The organism is Pseudomonas sp. NPDC087612, from assembly GCF_044743505.1.
Lineage (GTDB): Bacteria > Pseudomonadota > Gammaproteobacteria > Pseudomonadales > Pseudomonadaceae > Aquipseudomonas.
The window spans coordinates 297,317-319,175 of sequence record NZ_JBIUWO010000007.1; the positions used below are offsets into that span (position 1 = coordinate 297,317).

General features: G+C 58.5%; 17 protein-coding genes and 1 pseudogene. 1 reads left to right on the forward strand and 17 read right to left on the reverse strand.

From position 1 onward, the window contains the following. Nucleotide 1 precedes the first annotated feature (1 nt). Entirely contained in the window at nucleotides 2-1,186 is a 1,185-nt protein-coding gene (gene cfaB, locus ACIOVF_RS16930) for a C17 cyclopropane fatty acid synthase CfaB (RefSeq protein WP_401290920.1), read from the reverse strand. Between the two features lie 209 nt (nucleotides 1,187-1,395). On the opposite strand from cfaB, the gene lpdA reads away from it, so the two are divergent. Continuing rightward, nucleotides 1,396-2,796, forward strand: coding sequence for a dihydrolipoyl dehydrogenase (gene lpdA / locus ACIOVF_RS16935; RefSeq protein WP_401290923.1), 1,401 nt, complete (start codon nucleotides 1,396-1,398; stop codon nucleotides 2,794-2,796). A 62-nt stretch (nucleotides 2,797-2,858) separates the two neighbouring features. Here the strand turns inward: lpdA and hcnC are convergent, their stop codons facing one another. The 16 genes and pseudogenes from hcnC to atpA form a co-directional block, all read right to left on the reverse strand. Then, nucleotides 2,859-4,115, reverse strand: coding sequence for a cyanide-forming glycine dehydrogenase subunit HcnC (gene hcnC, locus ACIOVF_RS16940; protein WP_093377819.1), 1,257 nt, complete (start codon nucleotides 4,113-4,115; stop codon nucleotides 2,859-2,861). 3 nt (nucleotides 4,116-4,118) lie between these two features. Beyond that, nucleotides 4,119-5,513 (reverse strand): cyanide-forming glycine dehydrogenase subunit HcnB, encoded by a 1,395-nt coding sequence (hcnB, locus tag ACIOVF_RS16945; RefSeq protein WP_401290927.1) that lies wholly within the window; start codon nucleotides 5,511-5,513, stop codon nucleotides 4,119-4,121. Then, entirely contained in the window at nucleotides 5,510-5,824 is a 315-nt protein-coding gene (gene hcnA / locus ACIOVF_RS16950; protein WP_093377810.1) for a cyanide-forming glycine dehydrogenase subunit HcnA, read from the reverse strand. The genes hcnB and hcnA overlap by 4 nt, the downstream gene beginning before the upstream one ends. A gap of 195 nt (nucleotides 5,825-6,019) precedes the next feature. Further along, nucleotides 6,020-6,334: pseudogene (locus tag ACIOVF_RS16955) on the reverse strand (transposase); the annotation flags it as partial. A 34-nt stretch (nucleotides 6,335-6,368) separates the two neighbouring features. Further along, the gene (gene dinB, locus ACIOVF_RS16960) at nucleotides 6,369-7,430 is read right to left on the reverse strand and encodes a DNA polymerase IV (RefSeq protein WP_156160221.1); all 1,062 of its coding nucleotides are present in this window, start codon (nucleotides 7,428-7,430) and stop codon (nucleotides 6,369-6,371) included. Between the two features lie 44 nt (nucleotides 7,431-7,474). Beyond that, on the reverse strand, nucleotides 7,475-9,619 hold the full coding sequence (locus tag ACIOVF_RS16965) for an ornithine decarboxylase (protein WP_401290932.1): 2,145 nt from the start codon (nucleotides 9,617-9,619) through the stop codon (nucleotides 7,475-7,477). Beyond that, complete coding sequence (locus ACIOVF_RS16970; RefSeq protein WP_401290935.1) at nucleotides 9,594-10,808, reverse strand: MFS transporter; 1,215 nt, start codon at nucleotides 10,806-10,808, stop codon at nucleotides 9,594-9,596. The genes ACIOVF_RS16965 and ACIOVF_RS16970 overlap by 26 nt, the downstream gene beginning before the upstream one ends. Nucleotides 10,809-10,830: 22 nt before the next feature. Next, complete coding sequence (locus ACIOVF_RS16975; RefSeq protein ID WP_401290938.1) at nucleotides 10,831-12,237, reverse strand: coproporphyrinogen-III oxidase family protein; 1,407 nt, start codon at nucleotides 12,235-12,237, stop codon at nucleotides 10,831-10,833. Then, complete coding sequence (gene speD / locus ACIOVF_RS16980) at nucleotides 12,221-12,610, reverse strand: adenosylmethionine decarboxylase (RefSeq protein ID WP_401290941.1); 390 nt, start codon at nucleotides 12,608-12,610, stop codon at nucleotides 12,221-12,223. Before speD ends, ACIOVF_RS16975 begins: the two co-directional genes overlap by 17 nt. A gap of 628 nt (nucleotides 12,611-13,238) precedes the next feature. Continuing rightward, the gene (gene glmS / locus ACIOVF_RS16985; protein WP_401290944.1) at nucleotides 13,239-15,074 is read right to left on the reverse strand and encodes a glutamine--fructose-6-phosphate transaminase (isomerizing); all 1,836 of its coding nucleotides are present in this window, start codon (nucleotides 15,072-15,074) and stop codon (nucleotides 13,239-13,241) included. A gap of 11 nt (nucleotides 15,075-15,085) precedes the next feature. Next, the gene (locus ACIOVF_RS16990; protein ID WP_401290947.1) at nucleotides 15,086-15,853 is read right to left on the reverse strand and encodes a DeoR/GlpR family DNA-binding transcription regulator; all 768 of its coding nucleotides are present in this window, start codon (nucleotides 15,851-15,853) and stop codon (nucleotides 15,086-15,088) included. A gap of 187 nt (nucleotides 15,854-16,040) precedes the next feature. After that, entirely contained in the window at nucleotides 16,041-17,408 is a 1,368-nt protein-coding gene (glmU, locus tag ACIOVF_RS16995) for a bifunctional UDP-N-acetylglucosamine diphosphorylase/glucosamine-1-phosphate N-acetyltransferase GlmU (protein ID WP_093377778.1), read from the reverse strand. A 123-nt stretch (nucleotides 17,409-17,531) separates the two neighbouring features. Next, nucleotides 17,532-17,951 carry a F0F1 ATP synthase subunit epsilon gene (locus ACIOVF_RS17000; RefSeq protein ID WP_045199415.1) on the reverse strand — a complete coding sequence of 140 codons (420 nt, stop codon included), beginning with the start codon at nucleotides 17,949-17,951 and terminating at the stop codon, nucleotides 17,532-17,534. A 44-nt stretch (nucleotides 17,952-17,995) separates the two neighbouring features. Further along, complete coding sequence (gene atpD, locus ACIOVF_RS17005; RefSeq protein WP_045199413.1) at nucleotides 17,996-19,372, reverse strand: F0F1 ATP synthase subunit beta; 1,377 nt, start codon at nucleotides 19,370-19,372, stop codon at nucleotides 17,996-17,998. A 27-nt stretch (nucleotides 19,373-19,399) separates the two neighbouring features. After that, a complete protein-coding gene (gene atpG / locus ACIOVF_RS17010; RefSeq protein WP_045199412.1) occupies nucleotides 19,400-20,260 on the reverse strand; it encodes a F0F1 ATP synthase subunit gamma in 861 nt (286 codons plus the stop codon). A gap of 50 nt (nucleotides 20,261-20,310) precedes the next feature. Further along, nucleotides 20,311-21,855 carry a F0F1 ATP synthase subunit alpha gene (gene atpA / locus ACIOVF_RS17015; RefSeq protein ID WP_401290952.1) on the reverse strand — a complete coding sequence of 515 codons (1,545 nt, stop codon included), beginning with the start codon at nucleotides 21,853-21,855 and terminating at the stop codon, nucleotides 20,311-20,313. Between the last annotated feature and the right edge of the window lie 4 nt (nucleotides 21,856-21,859).

Here is a 21,859-nt window from a genome sequence, read left to right on the forward strand (position 1 = left end):
TCTAGCGGTAGAAGTCTTCGCGGGTCAGCGGCAGGTCATGGCTGCCATCGGCGAAAGGCTTCACCGCCAGGATCTGGTGCAGGTTGATCCAGCCCTTGGCAAAGGCATAGGAGCAACCCGCCAGGTACAGGCGCCAGATGCGTAGGGCCTTCTCCGGTACCAGCGCGCCCGCCTTGTCGAGTTGCGCTTCGAGACGGTTGCTCCAGTGCTCGAGGGTGCGCGCGTAATGCAGGCGCAGGCTCTCGACGTCGACGATCTCCAGGCCTGCTTCACTGATCCGTGCACTGATCATCGACAAGTGCGGCAGCTCGCCATGGGGGAACACGTAGCGCTCGATGAAACTGCCGGCACCGCGCCCGACCGGTCGCCCGTCGGTGTGCCTGGAGGTAATGCCGTGGTTCATCACCAGGCCGCCCTCGCGCACCGCACCAAACAGACGTTGGCAATACAGCGCCAGGTTGGCGTGGCCGACGTGCTCGAACATGCCGACACTTACTACCTTGTCGAAGCGGCCGTCCTGGGGCAGGTCGCGGTAATCGAGAATCTGCAGTTCCACCTGCCCTTCCAGGCCATCGGCCTTGACCCGCTCACGACCGAGCTTGAGCTGCTCTTTGCTCAGGGTGATGCCAAACACCTTGGCACCGAACTCCCTGGCCGCATAGCGCGCCAGCCCGCCCCAGCCACAACCGACATCCAGCAGATAGTCACCCTTTTTCAGGCGCAGCTTGCGGCACAGGTGCTCGAACTTGTTCTGCTGAGCTTGCTCAAGGGTGTTGGTAGGCGATTTGAAATAGGCGCAGGAATAAGCCATGTCGCTGTCCAGCCACAGCTGGTAGAAGGCGTTGGACAGGTCGTAATGATAGGAAATCGCTGCCGCATCGGTAGCCTTGTCATGCTCGGTACGCACCGGCTGGTCGTCTTCTTCATCCTTGAGCAAGGCCACGCTGAGTTCGTCACAGACGCGGATCACCTCACCGATGGAGCCCTCCAGTTCCAGCTTGCCTTCAACGAACGCTGCGCCCAGCTCATCCAGGCTCGGATGAGTCAACTGGGTGATCAGTTGCGGGTCCTTGACCAGGATGGTGACCTGCGGCTTCGGACCCAGATCGAACTCATGGCCATCCCAGAGCTTCAGTCGCAGCGGCAGTTGCAGGCTTTGCAGAACAGGTGGAAGTTGCGCAAGCATGAAATGAGCCTCCTTTTTTCATCGGACGTCTGCCAAAAAGGGTAGTTCATCTGTGGGAAGTTTCAGCCAATGCGGACCATAGTCTGAGCCTATCTGGCCCGTTCCAGACCTTGCGCCGGAGCCTGGAGCCTACGATTCATTGTATACAATCGAGCGATTTGCAGATTAGTCTTGGCGCCATTGTCGATTCTTCATCCTGGAGTACAACAATGAAAACCTATGATGTAGTAATCATTGGCGGCGGGCCCGGCGGCTACAACGCGGCTATTCGTGCCGGTCAGTTGGGCTTGAGCGTAGCGTGCGTGGAAGGTCGTTCGACCCTCGGCGGCACTTGCCTGAACGTCGGCTGCATGCCATCCAAGGCCCTGTTGCATGCCTCCGAATTGTATGAGGCGGCGGTTGGCAGCGAGTTCGCCAACCTCGGCATCGAGGTCAAACCGACCCTCAACCTTGCGCAGATGATGAAGCAGAAGGATGAGAGCGTCAGCGGCCTGACCAAGGGCATCGAATTTCTGTTCCGCAAGAACAAGGTCGACTGGATCAAGGGCTGGGGCAAGCTCGATGGTGTCGGCCGGGTCAAGGTCACCGACGACCAGGGCGCGGTAACCGAGTTGCAGGCCAAGGACGTCGTCATTGCCACCGGCTCCGAGCCGACGCCGCTGCCTGGCGTGACCATCGACAACCAGCGCATCATCGACTCCACCGGCGCCCTGGCCCTGAGTGAAGTGCCCAAGCACCTGGTGGTAATCGGCGCCGGGGTCATCGGCCTGGAGCTGGGTTCGGTATGGCGCCGCCTGGGCAGCCAGGTGACTGTGGTCGAGTACCTCGATCGCATCTGCCCCGGTACTGATGAAGAAGCGGCAAAAACCCTGCAACGCGCCCTGGCCAAGCAGGGCATGAAGTTCAAGCTCGGCAGCAAGGTCACCCAGGCCAGCGCTTCGGCGCAAGGGGTGACCCTGAGCCTGGAGGCTGCCGCAGGCGGCAGCGCCGAAACCCTCGAAGCCGACTACGTACTGGTCGCCATTGGCCGTCGCCCCTACACCCAGGGCCTAGGCCTGGAAAGCGTCGGCCTTGAGACCGACAAGCGCGGCATGCTCGCCAACCAGCACCACCGCACCAGCGTCCCAGGCGTATGGGTAATTGGCGATGTCACCTCCGGGGCGATGCTCGCGCACAAGGCCGAGGACGAGGCTATCTCCTGCATCGAACAGATTGCCGGCAAGGCCCACGAGGTCAACTACAACCTGATTCCGGCGGTCATCTACACCCGTCCGGAACTGGCCAGCGTCGGCAAGACCGAAGAGCAGCTCAAGGCCGAAGGCCGCGAGTACAAGGTCGGCAAGTTCCCCTTCAGCGCCAACAGCCGGGCCAAGATCAACCACGAGACCGAAGGCTTCGCCAAGGTTCTCGCAGATGCCCGCACCGATGAAGTATTGGGCGTGCACCTGGTTGGCCCAAGCGTCAGCGAGATGATCGGTGAATATTGCGTGGCCATGGAGTTCAGCGCTTCGGCCGAAGACATCGCCCTCACCTGCCACCCGCACCCGACCCGCTCCGAAGCCCTGCGCCAGGCGGCGATGAACGTCGACGGCAAGGCGATGCAGGTCTGATCAGTCAGGCCGGTCGAACGGATGAAGCCGGCCTTCAAGGCTGAAGGCCGGCTTATCCACAATCAGGCCAGGGCAGCCTGTTGGTTTTCCACAGCCAGCAGGTCAAAACGCGAGGCCAGGAACGGGGTGATATCCAGCGGCAGGGTTTCCTGGTTCACGACCTTGTCGATCAGCACGCCAGTGATGGCCGAGGTAAGGATGCCGGTGCGAAAGTGTCCACAGGCATTCACGTAGCCGCTGACTTCGCTGACCGGCCCCAGGATCGGCAGCTCGTCCGGCGAGCCCGGGCGCAAGCCGGCCCAGGTGCGCTTGAGGTTGATCTGCGCCAGCTCCGGCACGCAGCGCACCGCGCCCTGAACCAGGCCGTTGATCTCCGGGAAAGTGTTGCTGACGTCGAAGCCTTTGTCCTCGGTGGTGCTGCCGATCAGGATCTCGCCGTTGTCCTTCTGCGCCATGTAACAGTCGCTGGTGGTCAGGCAGCCTTGCAGCAGCTTGGGCATGCGCTCGGTGAGGATGATCTGGCCTTTGACCGGCTTGACCGGAATCCGCAGGCCAGTGGCCCACTCGCTCAAGTCTGCGGCCCAGGCGCCGGCGGCGTTGATCAAGGTATCGCAGTGAAAGGTGCCCTCTTCGGCGGTTTGCACGCCGCTGACCCGCGAACCCTGATGCAGCACACCAGTAATGTTGGTGTTGTGGAACAGGTCGACACCGTTCTGGCGCGCCGCCTCCATATAGGAATCGGCCAGGCGGAACGGGCTGACCTGGTGATCGCAGAGAAACTCCAGGGCACCATGGGCCTCATGGCTCACCGCAGGTTCGGCCTGGCGCAGGGCATCGCGGTCGAGCCAGCGCACCTGGTCGGCCAGGTGCGGGATCTGCGCAACGATGTGCTCGGCGTAGAGGCGGTCTTCATCGTCGTAGATCACGTACTTGAGGCCCGTGCGCTCGAACTTGAAGTCCATGCCGTGGCGCTCGATCAGCTCGCGGTGCAGCTGTGGATAAAGTGCGTTGGACTGCAAGGCAAAGTCGAAGAACGACTGCGGCAGGATGTGCGGCGTGCTCGAATCCACCGCCACTGCCGCGCCATGGGCTTCGCGCTTGTGCTTGGCCGACATCATGCGAAAGAAGATTACTCCGCAGCCCAGGCCCACGGACTCACCAATGGCCCACAGGCCACCGGCAGACGCGCGGGTGGCATTGCCCGGGCGCTTGGCATCGATCAGGGCGATCTTCAGGTTCTTGCGTTTGGACAGCTGGTAGGCGCAGGACGCACCGATCACACCGCCACCGGCGATGACCACATCATAGGTTCTGTTCATGCTTCAGGCTTCCGTGCCGAGTTGCTGAAATGCGGAAAATGGAATCGGGTCGATCGGGAAACGTGGCCGCAGCCAGCCGACATCGGCGCGCCCGGTGGCCTCTCGCAAGCGATCGCTGCAATAGCCCACGCACATACGCCCCTGGCAGTCGCCCATGCTCACCCGGGTGCGCATCTTCAGCCCGGCCATGTCTTCGACGCCTTGCTCCAGGGCGCGGTCGATGTCGCTGCGAGTGACGTGCTCGCACCGGCAGATAACGGTGTCGGGCTGCGGCAGGTCGATCTGTTTGGTGCCGCGGTGGGTGTAACGCTCTACACCGGCGCGAAAACGTTTGATCGCCGCCAGCTGTCCGAGGTATTTCTCGCGCAGTTCGATCGCCTCTTCTGCGTTGAGTACCTCCTGCTGGAGGAGGATCGAGACGGCGGCGATACGCCCGGTGAGCATCGCCGCCTCACCACCACGAATGCCGCCCATGTCGCCGGCCAGGTGGATGTGCGGCTGGCTGCTTTGCTGCCATACGTTGCATTCCGCGCGCAGGTAGCCGTCTTCGTTGAAGCCGTGGTCCAGGCCCAGTTGCTGGCTGAGCTGGGTGCGTGGAATAAAGCCATAGCCCACCGCCAGGGTTTGCGCCGGCTCGCGCTGGGCGCGGGAAAGGTCTGGCTGCCAGTCGTCACCGTAGGGCGCCACAGTCACTTCAGCCAGCTCGCCCTCACCCTTGGCTTCGACAATCCCCCAGCCGTAGTACATGGGGATGCCATTGAGCTTCATGTAGCCGAGCATGCTCAGGCCATCGAGGAACAGCTGCGGCTTGTTCATCAGCGCCAGGCTTTCGCGGGCAATCTTGCTGAACGGGCAGGCTTCATAGACGCCGGCAACCTTAGCCCCGGCTGCGTGCAGCTGGCAGGCCACCAACGGCAACAACGGCCCGGTGCCAGCGATCACGGTATTGCCCAGGGGTTTGACCACGCCGCTCTTGATCTGCAGTTGCAACCCGCCGAGCAGCATCACGCCCGGCAAGGTCCAGCCGGCGAAAGGTACGTTGCGCTCGTGGCAACCGGCTGACAGCAGCAGGTGGGAATAGTCGATTTCGTGCAGGGTTTCTTCGGCATCGAGGACCATCAGACGCTGCTCGTCACCACCGACCACGCGGCTGTTAAGGCGCAGGTCGATGCGATCGGCGCAGGCGGCGAAGTCCTTGTGCAGTTTTTTCAGCGCCTTACTGTAGCGGGCACCCAGGTAGCCCAGGTCGACGCCGCTGCGCAGCGGTCCGCGAAACACCACGCCACCCGGGCGTGAGGCTTCATCAAACAACAGGCTCGAGACGCCGTGCCTGGCCAGCTCGATAGCCGCTGCCATACCTGCCGAACCACCACCGACAATAACTGGACGCAAGCTCATGGTGCCTCCTGCCCGGCAAAACGGTTGGTCCCGGTTTCGACCCGCATGCCCGGCTGTACCTCGGTTTGGCAGGCGCGGCGCTTGGGCCGGCCGTTGATCGACACCAGGCAGCAATGGCACACGCCCATGCCGCAGAAAGCGCCGGTCAATTGTTGGTGATCGTTAAGCGCCACCTGGCGCAGGCCCACGGCGTTAAGCACGCTGAGCACGGTTTCACCGGCAGCGACCGCCACCGCCTGGCCGTTGAGTTCGATGGTCATGTCCGCCCGCGACAGGGGCTGGATATCTAGCTTTCGCTCCAGAGTCTGCATAGCTTTTCGTCCGTGAAAAAGAAACATGGACTGCGCACACTAAGCCAAGCGCGCGTCAGGACTATTGATCCAGGCCAGCTAATGGGTCCGATTGCCGGACAAACTGGCAGTACTGCGCTCAGGTCCTCGTTATGGACGCTTTCACTCCCGTCGCGCCGCAGATACACGTCAGGCACAGCATTTGACCAGTTGCTCCTTGAGGGGGACCGGATCGAGGGTCCAGGTATCCATGTCGATCAGGCCGTCATCGTTGAGGCGCACATGCAGCCGCTCCACTACACGATCCAGGGTTCCATCATCACGCCAGTCGCGAAAACGTTGATACACCGTCGACCAAGCGCCAAAGCGTTCCGGCAAGTCGCGCCATGCTGCACCGGAGCAAAGAATCCAGAAGATCCCGTTGATCATCTGCCGGTCGTCATTGCGAGGCCGGCCGGTCTTTTGTGTGCTTGAAACCAGATCCATGATCAACATCCACGCAGCATTGGGAAGTTCGTAGCGCCTAACCATTCGGGGCCTCCTGCCACTCGGGTTTACTTGTTGTTTACCAGGGGAGTTCAAGTTGAATGTCGTCCTGGATCTTTCTTTTGACCTTTACCGAGAGCCCGATCAAACGCACCGACCGGCCCTCGCGCCTGGTGTCCCAAAGCAACCTGCACAGGGCAGTCACCGTTTCTTGGCTGAGGGTGTTGGAAGCCGCCTCCGTAGACGAGATCGAGAAGTCCGAGAACTTGAGCTTTACCAGGTTTTTGATAATCAGATAGTCATTACCCATTTCGGCAACGCGCTCCCTCAAACCCTCCAGCAATCTGTCCAGCTCTTGCAGGCAGCTGGAAAAATCGTGGCAGTCGAAAGGTAGTGTTCGTTCAATACCAATCGACTTGATCTGGGTTACCCGCTCTTCCTGTTCTTCAATTCCCTGACATCGCTCCCACACGTAAAACCCATGCACGCCGAGGTAGCGCATGAGCAACGGGATTTTCTCTTCGGTGACGTGTTTGCATTGCCGACAGCCGAGGTTCTCGAGCACCGCGTAGGTCTTGGGGCCGACGCCTGGGATCTTGCGCACATCAAGCTCATCGAGAAAACCACGGACGTCCTTGGGCACGATGACAAACAGACCATTGGGTTTTTGCACCTCGGAGGCAATTTTCGCCAAATACTTCAACGGCGCGACGCCGGCAGAGGCAGTCAGCCCCAGCTCCTGCTCAATCACCGCACGGATATGCACGGCCATATGGGTTGCCGAACCGTTGAATGCAGATTGGCCGGTGACCTCGAGCGATGCCTCGTCCAGTGACAGAAACTCGACTTTGTCGGTATAGCGGCGAAATATGGCATCAAGCTTTCGCGTCACGGCTTCATACACTTCAAACCGGGTCGGCAGCAGCACCAGCTCCGGGCAGAGTCGTTGTGCAGTTGCGGTGGCCAGACCACTCCTTACCCCAAACTCCCTGGCCAGATAGTTCGCAGTGCTGATCACCCCTCGCTCAGCCGCTGTCCCGCCCACAGCCACAGGGCGCCCTACCAGGTGAGGAGCGTCCAGAAGTTCCACGGAGACAAAGAACGAGTCCATGTCGACATGGATGAACTTGCGCTCGTTCATGTCTTTGGTAGATTCCACCATTGGCTCTCTTGCACCGTTGAACATCAGCCAGTGACCAGAACGTGAACTTGCAGGCTCACGCTGGCGTCAGCATTGAGCCGCTGGTATACGCCTTGAATATGCGGAGCAAAGTCCGGGTATTGGTTACTCAGTGCTTCAATGGCGCTCAGGTAGCGAATCAACGAGCTGTTCCAGCGTTCCCCAGGCGCGATGCACATAACCCCCGGCGGGTAAGGGATTACGCCTTCTGCGGCAATACAGCCTAAAGCTTGTTCGAGTGCGACCAATTGGTAGTTACCACGGATGAAAGCCTGCTGCGCCGCATAGGGCGTCAACTCGGCCTGCGCCGACGTCACCGAACTGAAAATGTCCGATTGCAGTTGCTCAATCTGATACTGCGAGAACAGGGTGTTGATGGCGCAGCACAATTCGCGCAGCGATAAATCGTTATAGCGAGCTTGGCCGCTTGCCAGTGAAGGCAGCGCCTCAGCCACCGGGACTTCGTCCTCGATCATCTGCTCAAGTTGCGCCAGAGTGTGCGCCAGGCGAGAGAGCTGCGCAGCCTCGGTAGAGGGCGAAACCAACAGGGTAACGTTGTAGAAGTCAGATTTCTCCGGAGTGAAATTCATCTCGCGCAGGTAGGCGGTGACGATACTCGCTGGAATAGCGGGCAACCCGCCCTGCTCGTCAGTGTGCAACTTGCGCGTTGTAAAGATGACCTTGCAAGGGTCCAGGTAGTGCAAGTCAGACTCGATCGGGCTGGCCCCCAGCGTCTCGTGGCGAACCGGTTGAAACACTTGGGCATACACCTCCAGCGATGTATCGCCCTGCCCCGCCGGCAACCGCCTGTCGCCATAGTAAGGCTGAATAACACGGCAACGCTGGGCAACCTCGCGCCTGAAACCCATGGCCATTGCCACTGCCGCACTCCACGCGCGCTTGCCGTTGCCATTGGCATGGATCGCGGCATTGACTTCCAATGACATCAACAATGGATAGAACGGGCTGGTCGAGGCGTGCAGCATGAACGCGCTGTTGAATACCGATCGTGAGCAGTAGCGTGGCTGGTTACGTATGTGACTGTCTTTTTTATGGATCTGCGAGGTCTGGGACAGGCCTGACATCTGCTTGTGGACCGATTGCGTGACGATGATCCCCGGGCAATCCGCCGTCAGGGCAATGTTCAACGGCGAGCGCTGCGCCAGTAGCTCAACAAAAGGTTCGTAGCCCAACCAGGCGGAATCGAAGAGTACGTAGTCACACAGGTGACCAATCCGTTGCAGCAGAGCAGCGGCGTCGACCACAACGCCATCGCAGGTTGCGTGCTGAACAACTGCCAGACGAAATGGGCGCTGCTGTCGCGCCTTGGACGGATCGATACGGGCCGCCTTCAGGCGTAGTTGTTGCTCATCCAGGGCATGTCTTTTGTAGCCACCCAGCACGCCACACCCATCGCGGAAATTATCGAGGTATACCGGCCTGGCGGCACTTTGTACCAATGCGCCCAGGTACACCGACTTGTGGTTGTTGCGATCCATCAATACCAGATCGCCCGCAGCCAGCAACGCGCTGGTGACGACTTTGTTTGCGGTGGAAGTACCATTGAGCACGAAGTAGGTTTCATCGGCGTTGAACACTTCTGCGGCCAGCCGTTCAGCCTGGGCCACCGGACCTTCATGGCTGAGTACGTCACCCAGCTCGGGAGCCGCGTGCGGCACATCGACCTTGAATACCTCGCTGCCAAGCAATTGCTTGAAGCGCAGCCCGGCCGGATGCAGGTCCAGGCACTGGCCGCCCTGATGCCCGGGGCAAGCAAAGGTAGGCCGTTTGCGCGAGACAAACTCTGCGACTGCCGAGGTAAAAGGTGGCAGTGAAGCCAGGTCAAATGCCTTGGCAGTTTCAACTACCCGCGCAATATCGTGCGCACTCAGCGGTACCTGGAGCAAGGTTGGTTGAAGATCCGCAAGCACTGCCGGAAGTGCAGCGTACCCGTTGCCATGGAGCACAAACAGTGGCGTGCCCCAGGCCGCGACGCAATCGACCACATCTGCCGACAGCGCATCCTCAACGCACAGCACCAACGCCGATGCTGACGCCAACTGACCGCGCCCTGCAAATGTCCCAAGCGCCACGCCGGGAAGTGCTTCAATCCCGACTGCCGCACTACAAACAATCCTTGTCTGTAACATCTTTTTTTGCGCTCCAACCTAGCGGTGCAATACACAGCATGAACGTCATGCCAACAAACGTAGCCGGCCCCACAAGCAGAAACATAAGGCTGGCGATCAGCCCGGACACTGCATCACCAATAACCGCCGTGAAGTAGTACAGGGAAAAATTCTTGCCGACTTCATTGGGACTGGACAGCGTCTGGATATTGGTAATGATGGCAATGTCAACAAAGGCGCCGACAAAACCCACGCACAGCAACAGAACTATAAACAGGTACGTATTGAACTGCAGGGCGACGGCAGCCAGTAAAAATAGCCCGCCATACAGTAACCAATAAATAATCACCGAGCGGGCGGTGGTTGACTTGTTGAGTGTTACATACAGCATGCCACCGATAACCGTACCGAAAGCCAGCAGGGCAAAGATATACCCCACCGCAGCCTCGGACTGAAAATGATCCATAACCGATGCCGGCAAGATGAAGCGAATAACCGACGTGGCAAACATTGCACACACGGTGGTGCAACAGATCACGGTAAACAGGGGTGTATTGAGCTTGCGTAAACTACCCACGCTGCGTGTGGTGTCCTTGTAGATTGCCCAAACATCGAAGCGCCCCTTCGAAGTTGTCACGCTCGAGACCAGGGTGGCGCTACAGGCGGCCGACAGCAACAAACTGACCGAGAAAAACGCAAACGCATAACTGGCATCGAGCACGATCGAAATCAGTGAAAATATCAACGGTCCGATAATCGAAGACACATCTTCGATCACTTGCACCCCGCTGTTTACCGACGCCAGATGGTCGTCGTCCACTATATCGGGGAAATAGGCACGAAAGCTCGGCGTGTACAGGCAATCAAGTGCGGTCATCACCATCGAGGCGATAATAACCACCGCCACCGTGGCCTCGGCAAATTCAAACAACACAAACAGCAGTGCGGCCACTACGCTTTTTAAAAGTTCTGCCGAAATCAGTGTGTGTTTTTTCTGCCGATGGTCTGCTAGCCAGCCACCAATCGGCGAAAACAATGCACTGGGCAAGTAACGAAAAAAGTACACCAGGCCAATCAGCAAAAAGTCGGCCTCAGTCAAGGTCACCACGGCCACTGCAAAGGCTGTTTCGAAAGCAAACTCACCGCATTTTGAAAAAAAGTAGGCGGCTGACAGCCGTTGTGTACCGTGGTTTAACGCTAGTGCCTGCATATCCATTGCCTGCTGGGTGGTTCTAGCCTGCGGAGTAGATTAACTCGTCCCGAGTAATGTCGCGTCCGTTGGCATTAAGCTTCTCGAAGACTATCTTTTTCAAGATGTTTTGTTCACTTTCAGGAATTAAGTAAAACATAATGTTGCTGTACCATAACCAACCCAGCCTGGTCAGTTCGAAGGTCGCATCCGTTTCAACTATCAGGTCGGCCTTGACCAGTTCCTGAACCCTGTCCAGTAGCCCTTGCGGCATCTGGCTCATCGCCACTTTGGATTTTTCGATTTCGCCGTGATACGGCAGGCGCAGTACCAGTGGCTTGACCAGATCAAGCACCGGAGCATGCTGGCTGACCTGGCAGACATAGTCACCTGCGGTCATCTTGGCGATGTATTGCTCACGCAATGAGGTGTTGGTAATCACATTTTCAGCCACCGACGAGATGGCGCCGACGCCGAAGCCCAGCAGGTCATGGTTTGTATAGCCATAGACGTGCTCGTGGTAAATGAACGAGTAGTCGCGGGTGATCAGAGGCGACGCTGCGCTCGCCTGGCGCACGTAGCCATGGCCGTTATACGGGACAAAACCCTTGTGGCGCATATGCTCGTCAATCATCAGCTTCATGTTCAGCTTGCGCATGGCCGGGAACACTTGCGCCGTACGCTCCCTGATTTGCTTGTGCAGCTTTACCGAGGTGGCGACATTGTTGATCGGGTAAATGTCGATGTTGCTCAGGCCCAGTTCGACCGCTTTGTCGATGTCACACAGGGTCTGGTTTTCGTTACTGCCGTTCATCCCATACATGATGTCGCACAACACGTGCCCGAAGGTCGGCACCAGCAACGCGGCGGCGCGTTCGATTTCGCGGATGTCCTCATTCAGGTTAAACAGCTTGCGCCAGGTCGGGTCGATGGTCTGTAAACCGAAGCGGGCATGGGTCACGCCAATGTCCGCGAGTGCAAGGGTGCGTTCTCGGGTGACACTGGTGATATTGAACTCGAAGGAGAACTCTTCCACCGTCGACATATCGAAGTAGTGGTGTAATGCCTCACCGATGTCATAGATATTCTGCGGCGACAATAGCGACGGCGTTCCCCCTCCAAAGAAAATGGCCCTGACCGGTACTGCCTTGAAGTCGACCAAGCGCGATTTGTACTCAATTTCCTTGATCAGCGCCTTGGTGTAACGGTTAATATCCTCTTCGTTTTTGTACAAGCCGCGGGTGAACGGGCAGAACGAACAGATCGCTTCACAGAACGGAATATGAAAGTACAACGCCCGTGAGGTTGATTGGCTGTTGGCATGGTTCAGCAGCGTTGTCAGTTGTGTTTCACTGGGGCGAAACACGTCCAGTGATTGCGAAGGAAAAAAGAAATTGTACAAGGGGAACTGGTAATCGAACTTGACCATTCCGTTATTGACAAGTTTCATTCACCACCCCTTCTTCTACAAGCACATGACTGCCGCGCAGCAACGTGCGCGTCGTTACCTGCACTTCGTTGCCGAAGAAACCCTGAATGCCTTCATTGATTGAGACATTGTTGGAACCGCAGGTATAAACGTCGATGCTGATGTAATGAGTTTCCGGGTAGGTGTGGTAGGACAGGTGCGACTCAGACAACAAGTACAAACCGGTAACGCCTTCACCTCCGGCACTGAACTTGTGCGTCAAATGGTCCAACACCGTGAAACGCGAACGTTGCAAGGTACCGAGGAAAAAGTTATGCAACGCCGGCGCGTCCTTCAACAAGCGCGCATCAGCACCGGTAATATCCCAAATAGTATGATAGCCAAAGTCGTCCATGAAGGTCGTTGCTCCTGTCCCTGAGAGGCCGAGTAAGTACAATTAAAAAGAGGGGGAAATTTCTTTCCCCCTCTTTTATCACGCTCTTACCACAAGCAAACACCCTTGGTGGTAACGCCAGTCACTTCAGTTTGAAACAGGTCAATTGCAGAGTTCATAATACATTCCTTGTTTACGATTTTGAGTTGGCCTGTAACAGCAGGCGTCACAAAACTAGCAGGAAGTATTTCGCGGAAAAGTCGAAATTTGTAAATAAATCTTTCTAAGCGAGTTACACTTTAAATATCGCCGACGTTTCCAAACAATTAGCTAACGTGCTGCCTTCAAGATGCTCCATGGAAATGGGCATTGGCTACCGCTCCACTCACAGTGAAGTAGTCCTTTTCGCACAAGCGTAGGCGGGGAAGAAGATGCGAAAAAAAGTGTGTCTGACGCGAGGTCGAGTATTTTTCTGGCACGCCGAATCGCTCACGTAGCACAAAAACCCGAACGATTGGCTACGAACAAGCGAGTCGATTTCAGCACTGCTGATCAACAGGCAGCGTCCGGAATCAGCCGCTGCCTGAGAATCAGAAACCAGGCCCCTTCTCCCATCACTGGCAGGAAAAGGGACCAGGCACAGCGCTCGTTACTCGACAGTTACCGATTTCGCCAGGTTACGCGGCTGGTCGACGTCGGTGCCCTTGAGCACAGCGACGTAGTAAGACAGCAACTGCAGCGGAATGGTGTAGAGGATCGGCGCCAGAGCGTCGATGATGTGCGGCACTGCGATCACGTGGGTGCCTTCGCCATTGCTCATGCCAGCCTGTTCGTCGGCGAAGACGATCAGCTCACCGCCACGGGCGCGGACTTCCTGCAGGTTTGACTTGAGCTTTTCCAGCAGCTCATTGTTCGGCGCCACGGTGACTACTGGCATGTCGCTGTCGACCAGCGCCAGCGGGCCATGCTTGAGCTCACCGGCCGGGTAGGCTTCGGCGTGGATGTAGGAGATCTCTTTGAGCTTCAGCGCACCCTCCATGGCCACCGGGAACTGCGCGCCGCGGCCCAGGAACAGGGTGTGGTGCTTGTCGGCGAACAGCTCGGCGGTCTTCTCGACGATCGCATCCATGGCCAGGGCTTCGCCCAGGCGAGTTGGCAGGCGACGCAGCTCTTCCACCAGCTCCGCTTCGACGCCTGCAGCCAGGGTGCCGCGCACCTGGCCCAGAGACAGGGTCAGCAGCATCAGCGAAACCAGCTGGGTGGTGAAGGCCTTGGTCGAGGCCACGCCGATTTCCGGACCAGCCTGGGTCAGCAGGGTCAGGTCCGACTCGCGCACCAGCGAGCTGATGCCGACGTTGCAGATCGCCAGGCTGCCGAGGAAGCCCAGTTCCTTGGCGTTGCGCAGGGCGGCCAGGGTGTCGGCGGTTTCACCCGACTGCGAGATCGAGACGAACAGGGTGTCAGGCTGCACCACCACCTTGCGGTAGCGGAACTCGCTGGCGACTTCGACCTGGCAAGGAATACCGGCCAGGCTTTCCAGCCAGTAACGGGCAACCATGCCGGCATGGTAGCTGGTGCCGCAGGCAACGATCTGTACATTGCGCACCTTGGCAAACAGTTCAGCAGCTTGCGGGCCGAAGGCCTGGACCATGACGTGGTCCTTGCCCAGGCGGCCTTCCAGGGTGCGTTGCACCACGGTTGGTTGCTCGTGGATTTCCTTGAGCATGAAGTGACGGTAGGCGCCCTTGTCGGCAGCTTCGGCACCTTCGTGGTACTGCACGGTCTCGCGCTGCACTGCAGTGCCGGCGACGTCCCAGATGGTGACCTGGTCGCGGCGAATTTCGGCGATGTCGCCCTCTTCCAGGTACATGAAGCGGTCGGTAACCTGGCGCAGGGCCAACTGGTCGGAAGCCAGGAAATTCTCGCCATGGCCCAGGCCGATCACCAACGGGCTACCGCTGCGGGCGGCCAACAAGCGGTCTGGCTGCTTGGCGCTGATCACGGCCAGGCCGTAGGCGCCATGCAGTTGCTTGACTGTAGCCTTGACGGCATCGGCCAGGTCCGGCAAGGTTTTGAGGGTGTGCGCCAGCAAGTGAACGATCACCTCGGTGTCGGTCTCGGAGCTGAAGACGTAACCCAGGCCCTTGAGCTGTTCGCGCAACTCTTCGTGGTTCTCGATGATGCCGTTGTGCACCACTGCCAGTTCATGACCAGAGAAATGCGGGTGGGCATTGTGTTCGGTTGGCGCGCCGTGAGTCGCCCAACGGGTGTGGGCGATACCCAGGTTGCCAGCCAGCGGTTCGGCGGCAACGGCGGCTTCCAGCTCGCTGACCTTGCCGATACGGCGACGGCGCTCAAGGTTGCCCTGCTGGGTGAAGACGGCCAGACCTGCGCTGTCATAGCCGCGGTACTCGAGGCGCTTGAGGCCTTCGATCAGAATGGTTGTGATGTTACGTTCGGCGACGGCACCAACGATTCCACACATTATTCATGCTCCTAGGTGATAGCGGCGCAAATCACGTTGATGCCGCGGGCTTCAATCTGTACGCGTGCCTCATGGGGCAGGCGCTCATCGGTAATCAGGGTGTTGACGCTGCTCCAGGGCAGCTCAAGGTTGGGAATCTTGCGCCCGACCTTGTCGGACTCGACCATGACGATCACTTCCCGGGCGACTTCAGCCATCACCCGGCTCAGGCCCAGCAGTTCGTTGAACGTGGTGGTGCCGCGCGCCAGGTCAATGCCGTCGGCGCCAATGAACAGTTGGTCGAAGTCGTATGAGCGTAGTACCTGCTCGGCCACCTGGCCCTGGAACGATTCGGAATGCGGGTCCCAGGTACCGCCGGTCATCAACAGTACCGGCTCATGCTCCAGCTCGCTAAGGGCGCGGGCCACATTCAACGAGTTGGTCATGACCACCAGGCCCGGTTGATGACCCAGCTGCGGGATCATCGCGGCGGTGGTGCTGCCGCTGTCGATGATGATGCGGGCATGTTCGCGGATACGGCCTACGGCAGCCTTGGCGATCGCTTGTTTATAAAGCGAAACCGGCTGGCCCTGTTCGGTAAACAGTTCCTGCGGCAGGGTCACTGCCCCACCGTAGCGGCGCAACAGCAGGCCATTGGCTTCGAGGGCTGCGAGGTCCTTGCGAATGGTCACTTCGGAGGTTTCGAAACGCTTGGCCAAGGCGTCGACGCTCACCTCGCCCTGCTCATTGAGCAAAGCCAGGATGTTATGACGTCGTTGGGGGGTGTTACGTTTCGACATGGCGCGCTTAAGTTTCGATTCGAAAGATAATGATGCCAATCAAAACCTATAGTGGCTGATGTGTCAAGAACAGCGGAGAAAAAATTTTCCTGTGAATAACTTGCATAGCAGCAAAATTTTATCCACAGAACGAAAAAGGCCGACTTATGCACAATGCAGTCGGCCCTTTCTATTAGCTGTGAGTAACTCAGCTCTTTTTGAGCTTCTCCGGCCGCTTCCAGCCATCAATGTTGCGCTGACGCGCACGACCGACTGCCAGCTGCGCCGCCTCGACGTTCTGAGTAATGGTCGAACCGGCGGCAGTGGTAGCGCCGTCGAGGATATCCACAGGCGCGACCAATGAGTTGTTCGAACCGATGAACACGTCTGCGCCAAGTACTGTCTTGAACTTGTTGGCGCCATCGTAGTTGCAGGTGATGGTACCGGCACCGATGTTGGTGCGTGCGCCGACCTCGGCATCGCCCAGATAAGTCAGGTGACCGGCCTTGGCGCCTTCACCGAGGTGGGCGTTCTTCAGTTCAACAAAGTTACCCACATGGGCGCGAGCGTCGAGCACGCTGCCAGGGCGCAGGCGGGCAAACGGGCCGGCATCGCTGCCCTCACCCATGATTGCGCCTTCCAGGTGGCTGTTGGCTTTGACCACCACGCCTTTGCGCAGGGTGCTGTTCTTGATCACGCAGTTCGGGCCGATGACCACGTCGTCTTCGATCACCACGCGGCCTTCAAGGATCACGTTGATATCGATGAGCACATCGCGACCAACGGTCACCTCACCGCGCACATCGAAGCGCGCCGGGTCACGCAGGGTCACACCCTGGGCCATCAGACTGCGGCCTGCGCGCAACTGGTAGTGACGCTCCAGCTCGGCAAGCTGACGACGGTCATTGGCGCCCTGCACTTCCATCGGGTCCAGCGGCTGCTCGGTCGCGACCACCAGGCCATCGGCTACAGCCATGGCGATGACGTCAGTGAGGTAGTACTCGCCCTGGGCGTTGTTGTTCGACAGACGGCCCAGCCAGTCAGCCAGGCGCGCGCCCGGGACGGCGAGAATACCGGTGTTGCCTTCCTTGATGGCTTTCTGTGCGTCGCTGGCATCTTTGTGCTCGACGATCGCTGCCACCTGGCCCTGCGCATCACGGACAATACGGCCATAACCGGTCGGGTCATCCAGGGTCACAGTCAGCAGGCCGAGCTGCTGTGGGGTGACCTTGGCAAGCAGGCGCTTGAGGGTATCGACTTCGATCAGCGGAACGTCACCGTAAAGGATCAGTACGGTTTCGGCGCTCAACGCCGGCAGTGCCTGGGCGACGGCGTGGCCGGTACCCAGTTGCTTGTCCTGGAGGACAAAATTAAGGTCATCGGCGGCCAGGCGCTCACGTACCAGCTCCGCACCGTGCCCGATCACCACATGAATGCCCTGCGGCTGCAACTGGCGGGCGCTGTGGATAACATGGCCGAGCATGGAGTCGCCGGCGACCGGATGCAGTACCTTGGGCAGCGCCGAGCGCATGCGGGTACCTTGGCCGGCGGCGAGAATTACGATATCGAGAGACATTGACTGGCTACCAATCCTGGAAGGTCAGCGCTGTGACCAGAAGAAGAAATTCGGAAAAAGAAAAAGGGTAGCCGAGGCTACCCTTTAACTCAATCGCAACAGAAAGTGATCGGCGAGTGCCGGTTACTTCATTTTGCGAATTTGCTGGACGGTACGCAGCTGGGCTGCGGCCTCGGCCAGACGTGCGGCAGCGGCGCCGTAATCGAACTCCGCGCCTTTTTCGTTCAGGGCGTTCTCGGCAGCCTTGAGGGCTTCCTGAGCCTGAGCTTCATCCAGGTCGCTGGCACGTTGCACGGTATCGGCAAGCACCTTGACCATGTTCGGCTGAACCTCGAGGAAACCACCAGAGATGTAGAACACCTCTTGGGCGCCACCCTGCTTGGTCAGCGTGATCGGACCTGGCTTCAGATTAGTGATCAGCGGGGCGTGGCCTGGAGCGATACCAAGATCACCCAGGTTGCCGTGCGCAATCACCATCTCGACCAGACCGGAGAAAATTTCCCCTTCCGCGCTGACGATATCGCAATGGACTGTCATAGCCATCTGCTTGCCTCAACCTGATTAGCGCCCCTTGCGGGGCGCCGGGATTACAGTTTCTTGGCTTTCTCGACGGCTTCTTCGATGCTGCCGACCATGTAGAACGCTTGTTCTGGCAGGTGGTCGTAGTCACCTTTGAGGATGCCGCTGAAGCCTGCAATGGTGTCTTTCAGGGAAACGTATTTGCCTGGAGAACCGGTGAAGACTTCGGCCACGAAGAACGGCTGGGACAGGAAGCGCTGGATCTTACGAGCGCGCGATACCAGCTGCTTGTCGGCTTCGGACAGTTCGTCCATACCGAGGATGGCGATGATGTCCTTCAGCTCTTTGTAGCGCTGCAGAACATACTGAACGCCACGAGCGGTGTCGTAGTGCTCGTTGCCGATCACGTTCGGGTCCAGCTGGCGCGAAGTCGAGTCCAGTGGATCGACCGCTGGGTAGATACCCAGGGAGGCGATGTCACGGGACAGTACGACGGTAGCGTCCAAGTGGGCGAAGGTGGTCGCTGGCGACGGGTCGGTCAGGTCGTCCGCAGGTACGTATACGGCCTGGATCGAGGTGATCGAACCTTCCTTGGTCGAAGTGATACGCTCTTGCAGAACGCCCATCTCTTCAGCCAGGGTCGGCTGGTAACCTACTGCCGAAGGCATACGGCCCAACAGTGCGGATACTTCGGTACCGGCCAGGGTGTAACGATAGATGTTGTCGACGAACAGCAGAACGTCGTTACCTTCGTCACGGAACTTCTCAGCCATGGTCAGGCCGGTCAGCGCTACGCGCAGACGGTTTCCTGGTGGCTCGTTCATCTGACCGTAGACCAGCGCTACCTTGTCGAGAACGTTGGAGTCCTTCATCTCGTGGTAGAAGTCGTTACCCTCACGAGTACGCTCACCCACACCGGCGAACACGGAATAACCGCTGTGCTCGATGGCGATGTTACGGATCAGTTCCATCATGTTTACGGTTTTGCCTACACCGGCACCACCGAACAGACCGACTTTACCACCCTTGGCGAACGGGCAAACCAGGTCGATAACCTTGATGCCGGTTTCCAGCAGGTCGTTGCCGCCTGCCTGGTCAGCGAACGAAGGAGCGTCGCGGTGGATACCCCAGCGCTCTTCTTCACCAATCGGGCCAGCTTCGTCGATCGGGTTACCCAGTACGTCCATGATCCGGCCCAGGGTCGCTTTACCGACTGGTACGGAGATGGCTGCGCCGGTGTCTGTAACGTCCAGACCGCGCTTCAAGCCTTCGGTCGAGCCCATCGCAATGGTACGAACCACGCCGTCGCCCAGCTGCTGCTGAACTTCCAGGGTGGTTTCCGCGCCTACTACTTTCAGCGCGTTGTAAACACTCGGCACGGCGTCACGTGGGAATTCCACGTCGATGACGGCGCCGATGATTTGAACGATACGTCCGCTACTCATAGCTGGATCCTCTGAATATTTGAACCGTTAAACCGCGGCAGCGCCGCCGACGATTTCCGAGATCTCTTGGGTGATCGCAGCCTGACGCGCCTTGTTGTAGATCAGCTGCAATTCGCTGATCAGGTCACCGGCGTTGTCGGTGGCGTTCTTCATCGCGATCATCCGGGCAGCTTGTTCAGCTGCGTTGTTCTCGACCACCGCCTGGTAGACCTGCGACTCCACGTAACGCACCATCAGGCCGTCCAGCAGCTCTTTGGCGTCAGGTTCGTAGAGGTAGTCCCAGTGGTGCTTGAGTTCTTGATCCGGGGTTGCAACCAACGGAATCAACTGCTCGACCGTTGGGGTTTGCGTCATGGTATTGACGAACTTGTTCGATACCACGGACAGACGATCGATACGACCATCCAGGTAAGCGTCCAGCATGACCTTGACGCTGCCGATCAGATCATTGATCGACGGCTCTTCGCCCAGGTGGCTGATCGCTGCAACGACGTTACCGCCGAAGCTGCGGAAAAACGCCGCACCCTTGCTGCCAACCACGCAAAGATCGATCTCGATACCTTGCTCGCGGTTGACCGCCATGTCCTTGACCAGGGCCTTGAACAGGTTGGTGTTCAAGCCACCGCACAGACCACGGTCACTGCTCACGACGACATAACCGACGCGCTTTACTTCGCGTTCGATCATGAAGGGGTGGCGGTATTCCGGGTTGGCGTTGGCCAGATGACCGATAACCTGGCGGATACGCTCCGCGTAAGGACGGCTAGCAGCCATGCGCATTTGTGCCTTGCGCATTTTACTGACCGCCACTTTTTCCATGGCGCTGGTAATTTTTTGCGTGCTTTTGATGCTCGCAATCTTACTGCGAATCTCTTTTGCGCCTGCCATGTAACACCTATCAGGTTAGCAAGCGGGGGCCGCAAAGCCCCCGCTGCGGCTTACCAGGTTTGGGTGGCCTTGAACTTCTCGATACCGGCTTTGATGCCAGCGTCGATTTCGTCGTTGAAGTCACCCTTCACGTTGATCTTCGCCATCAGTTCGGCGTGATCACGGTTGAAGTAAGCGATCAGTGCTTGTTCGAAGCTACCGATCTTGGCGATTTCAACGTCGGTCAGGAACCCACGCTCAGCGGCATACAGCGACAGCGCCATGTCCGCGATGGACATTGGAGCGTATTGCTTCTGCTTCATCAGCTCGGTAACACGTTGACCGTGTTCGAGTTGCTTACGGGTGGCTTCGTCCAGGTCAGAAGCGAACTGGGCGAATGCCGCCAGTTCACGGTACTGAGCCAGAGCGGTACGGATACCACCGGAGAGCTTCTTGATGATCTTGGTCTGAGCGGCACAACCCACACGGGATACCGAAACACCGGCGGTCACTGCAGGGCGGATGCCCGAGATGAACATGGCCGATTCCAGGAAGATCTGACCGTCGGTGATGGAAATCACGTTGGTCGGAACGAACGCGGAAACGTCGCCAGCCTGGGTTTCGATGATCGGCAGTGCGGTCAGGGAACCGGTCTTGCCAGTTACAGCACCGTTGGTGAACTTCTCGACGTACTCTTCGGAAACGCGCGATGCACGCTCCAGCAGACGGGAGTGGAGATAGAACACGTCACCTGGGTACGCTTCACGTCCTGGTGGACGGCGCAGCAGCAGGGAGATCTGACGGTAGGCAACGGCCTGCTTGGACAGGTCATCGTATACGATCAGCGCGTCTTCACCGCGGTCACGGAAGAACTCGCCCATGGTGCAACCGGCGTATGGCGCCAGGAATTGCAGTGCGGCGGATTCCGAAGCACTGGCAACCACCACGATGGTGTTGGCCAGGGCGCCGTTTTCTTCCAGCTTGCGAACGATGTTGGCAACGGTGGAACGCTTCTGGCCGACAGCAACATAAACACAGAAAATACCGGAGTCTTTCTGGTTGATGATGGCGTCGATCGCCATGGCGGTCTTACCGATCTGACGGTCACCGATGATCAGCTCGCGCTGGCCACGGCCGACCGGGATCATGGCGTCGACAGATTTGTAGCCAGTCTGTACAGGCTGGTCTACCGACTTACGCCAGATCACGCCCGGAGCAACTTTCTCGACCGCGTCGGTCTCGGTGTTGCCCAGTGGGCCTTTGCCGTCGATTGGGTTGCCCAGTGCGTCAACAACGCGACCCAGCAGTTCCTTACCAACTGGAACTTCGAGGATGCGGCCGGTGCACTTGGCGCTCATGCCTTCAGCGAGGGTGTCGTAGGCGCCCAGGATTACCGCACCAACGGAGTCTTGCTCCAGGTTGAGGGCCATACCGAACACGCCACCTGGAAACTCGATCATTTCGCCGTACATGACGTCGGCCAGACCGTGAATCCGCACGATACCGTCAGAAACGCTGACGACGGTACCCTCGTTGCGGGCTTGGGAGGTCACGTCGAGTTTCTCGATGCGACCCTTGATGATTTCACTAATTTCGGAAGGATTGAGTTGCTGCATTGCT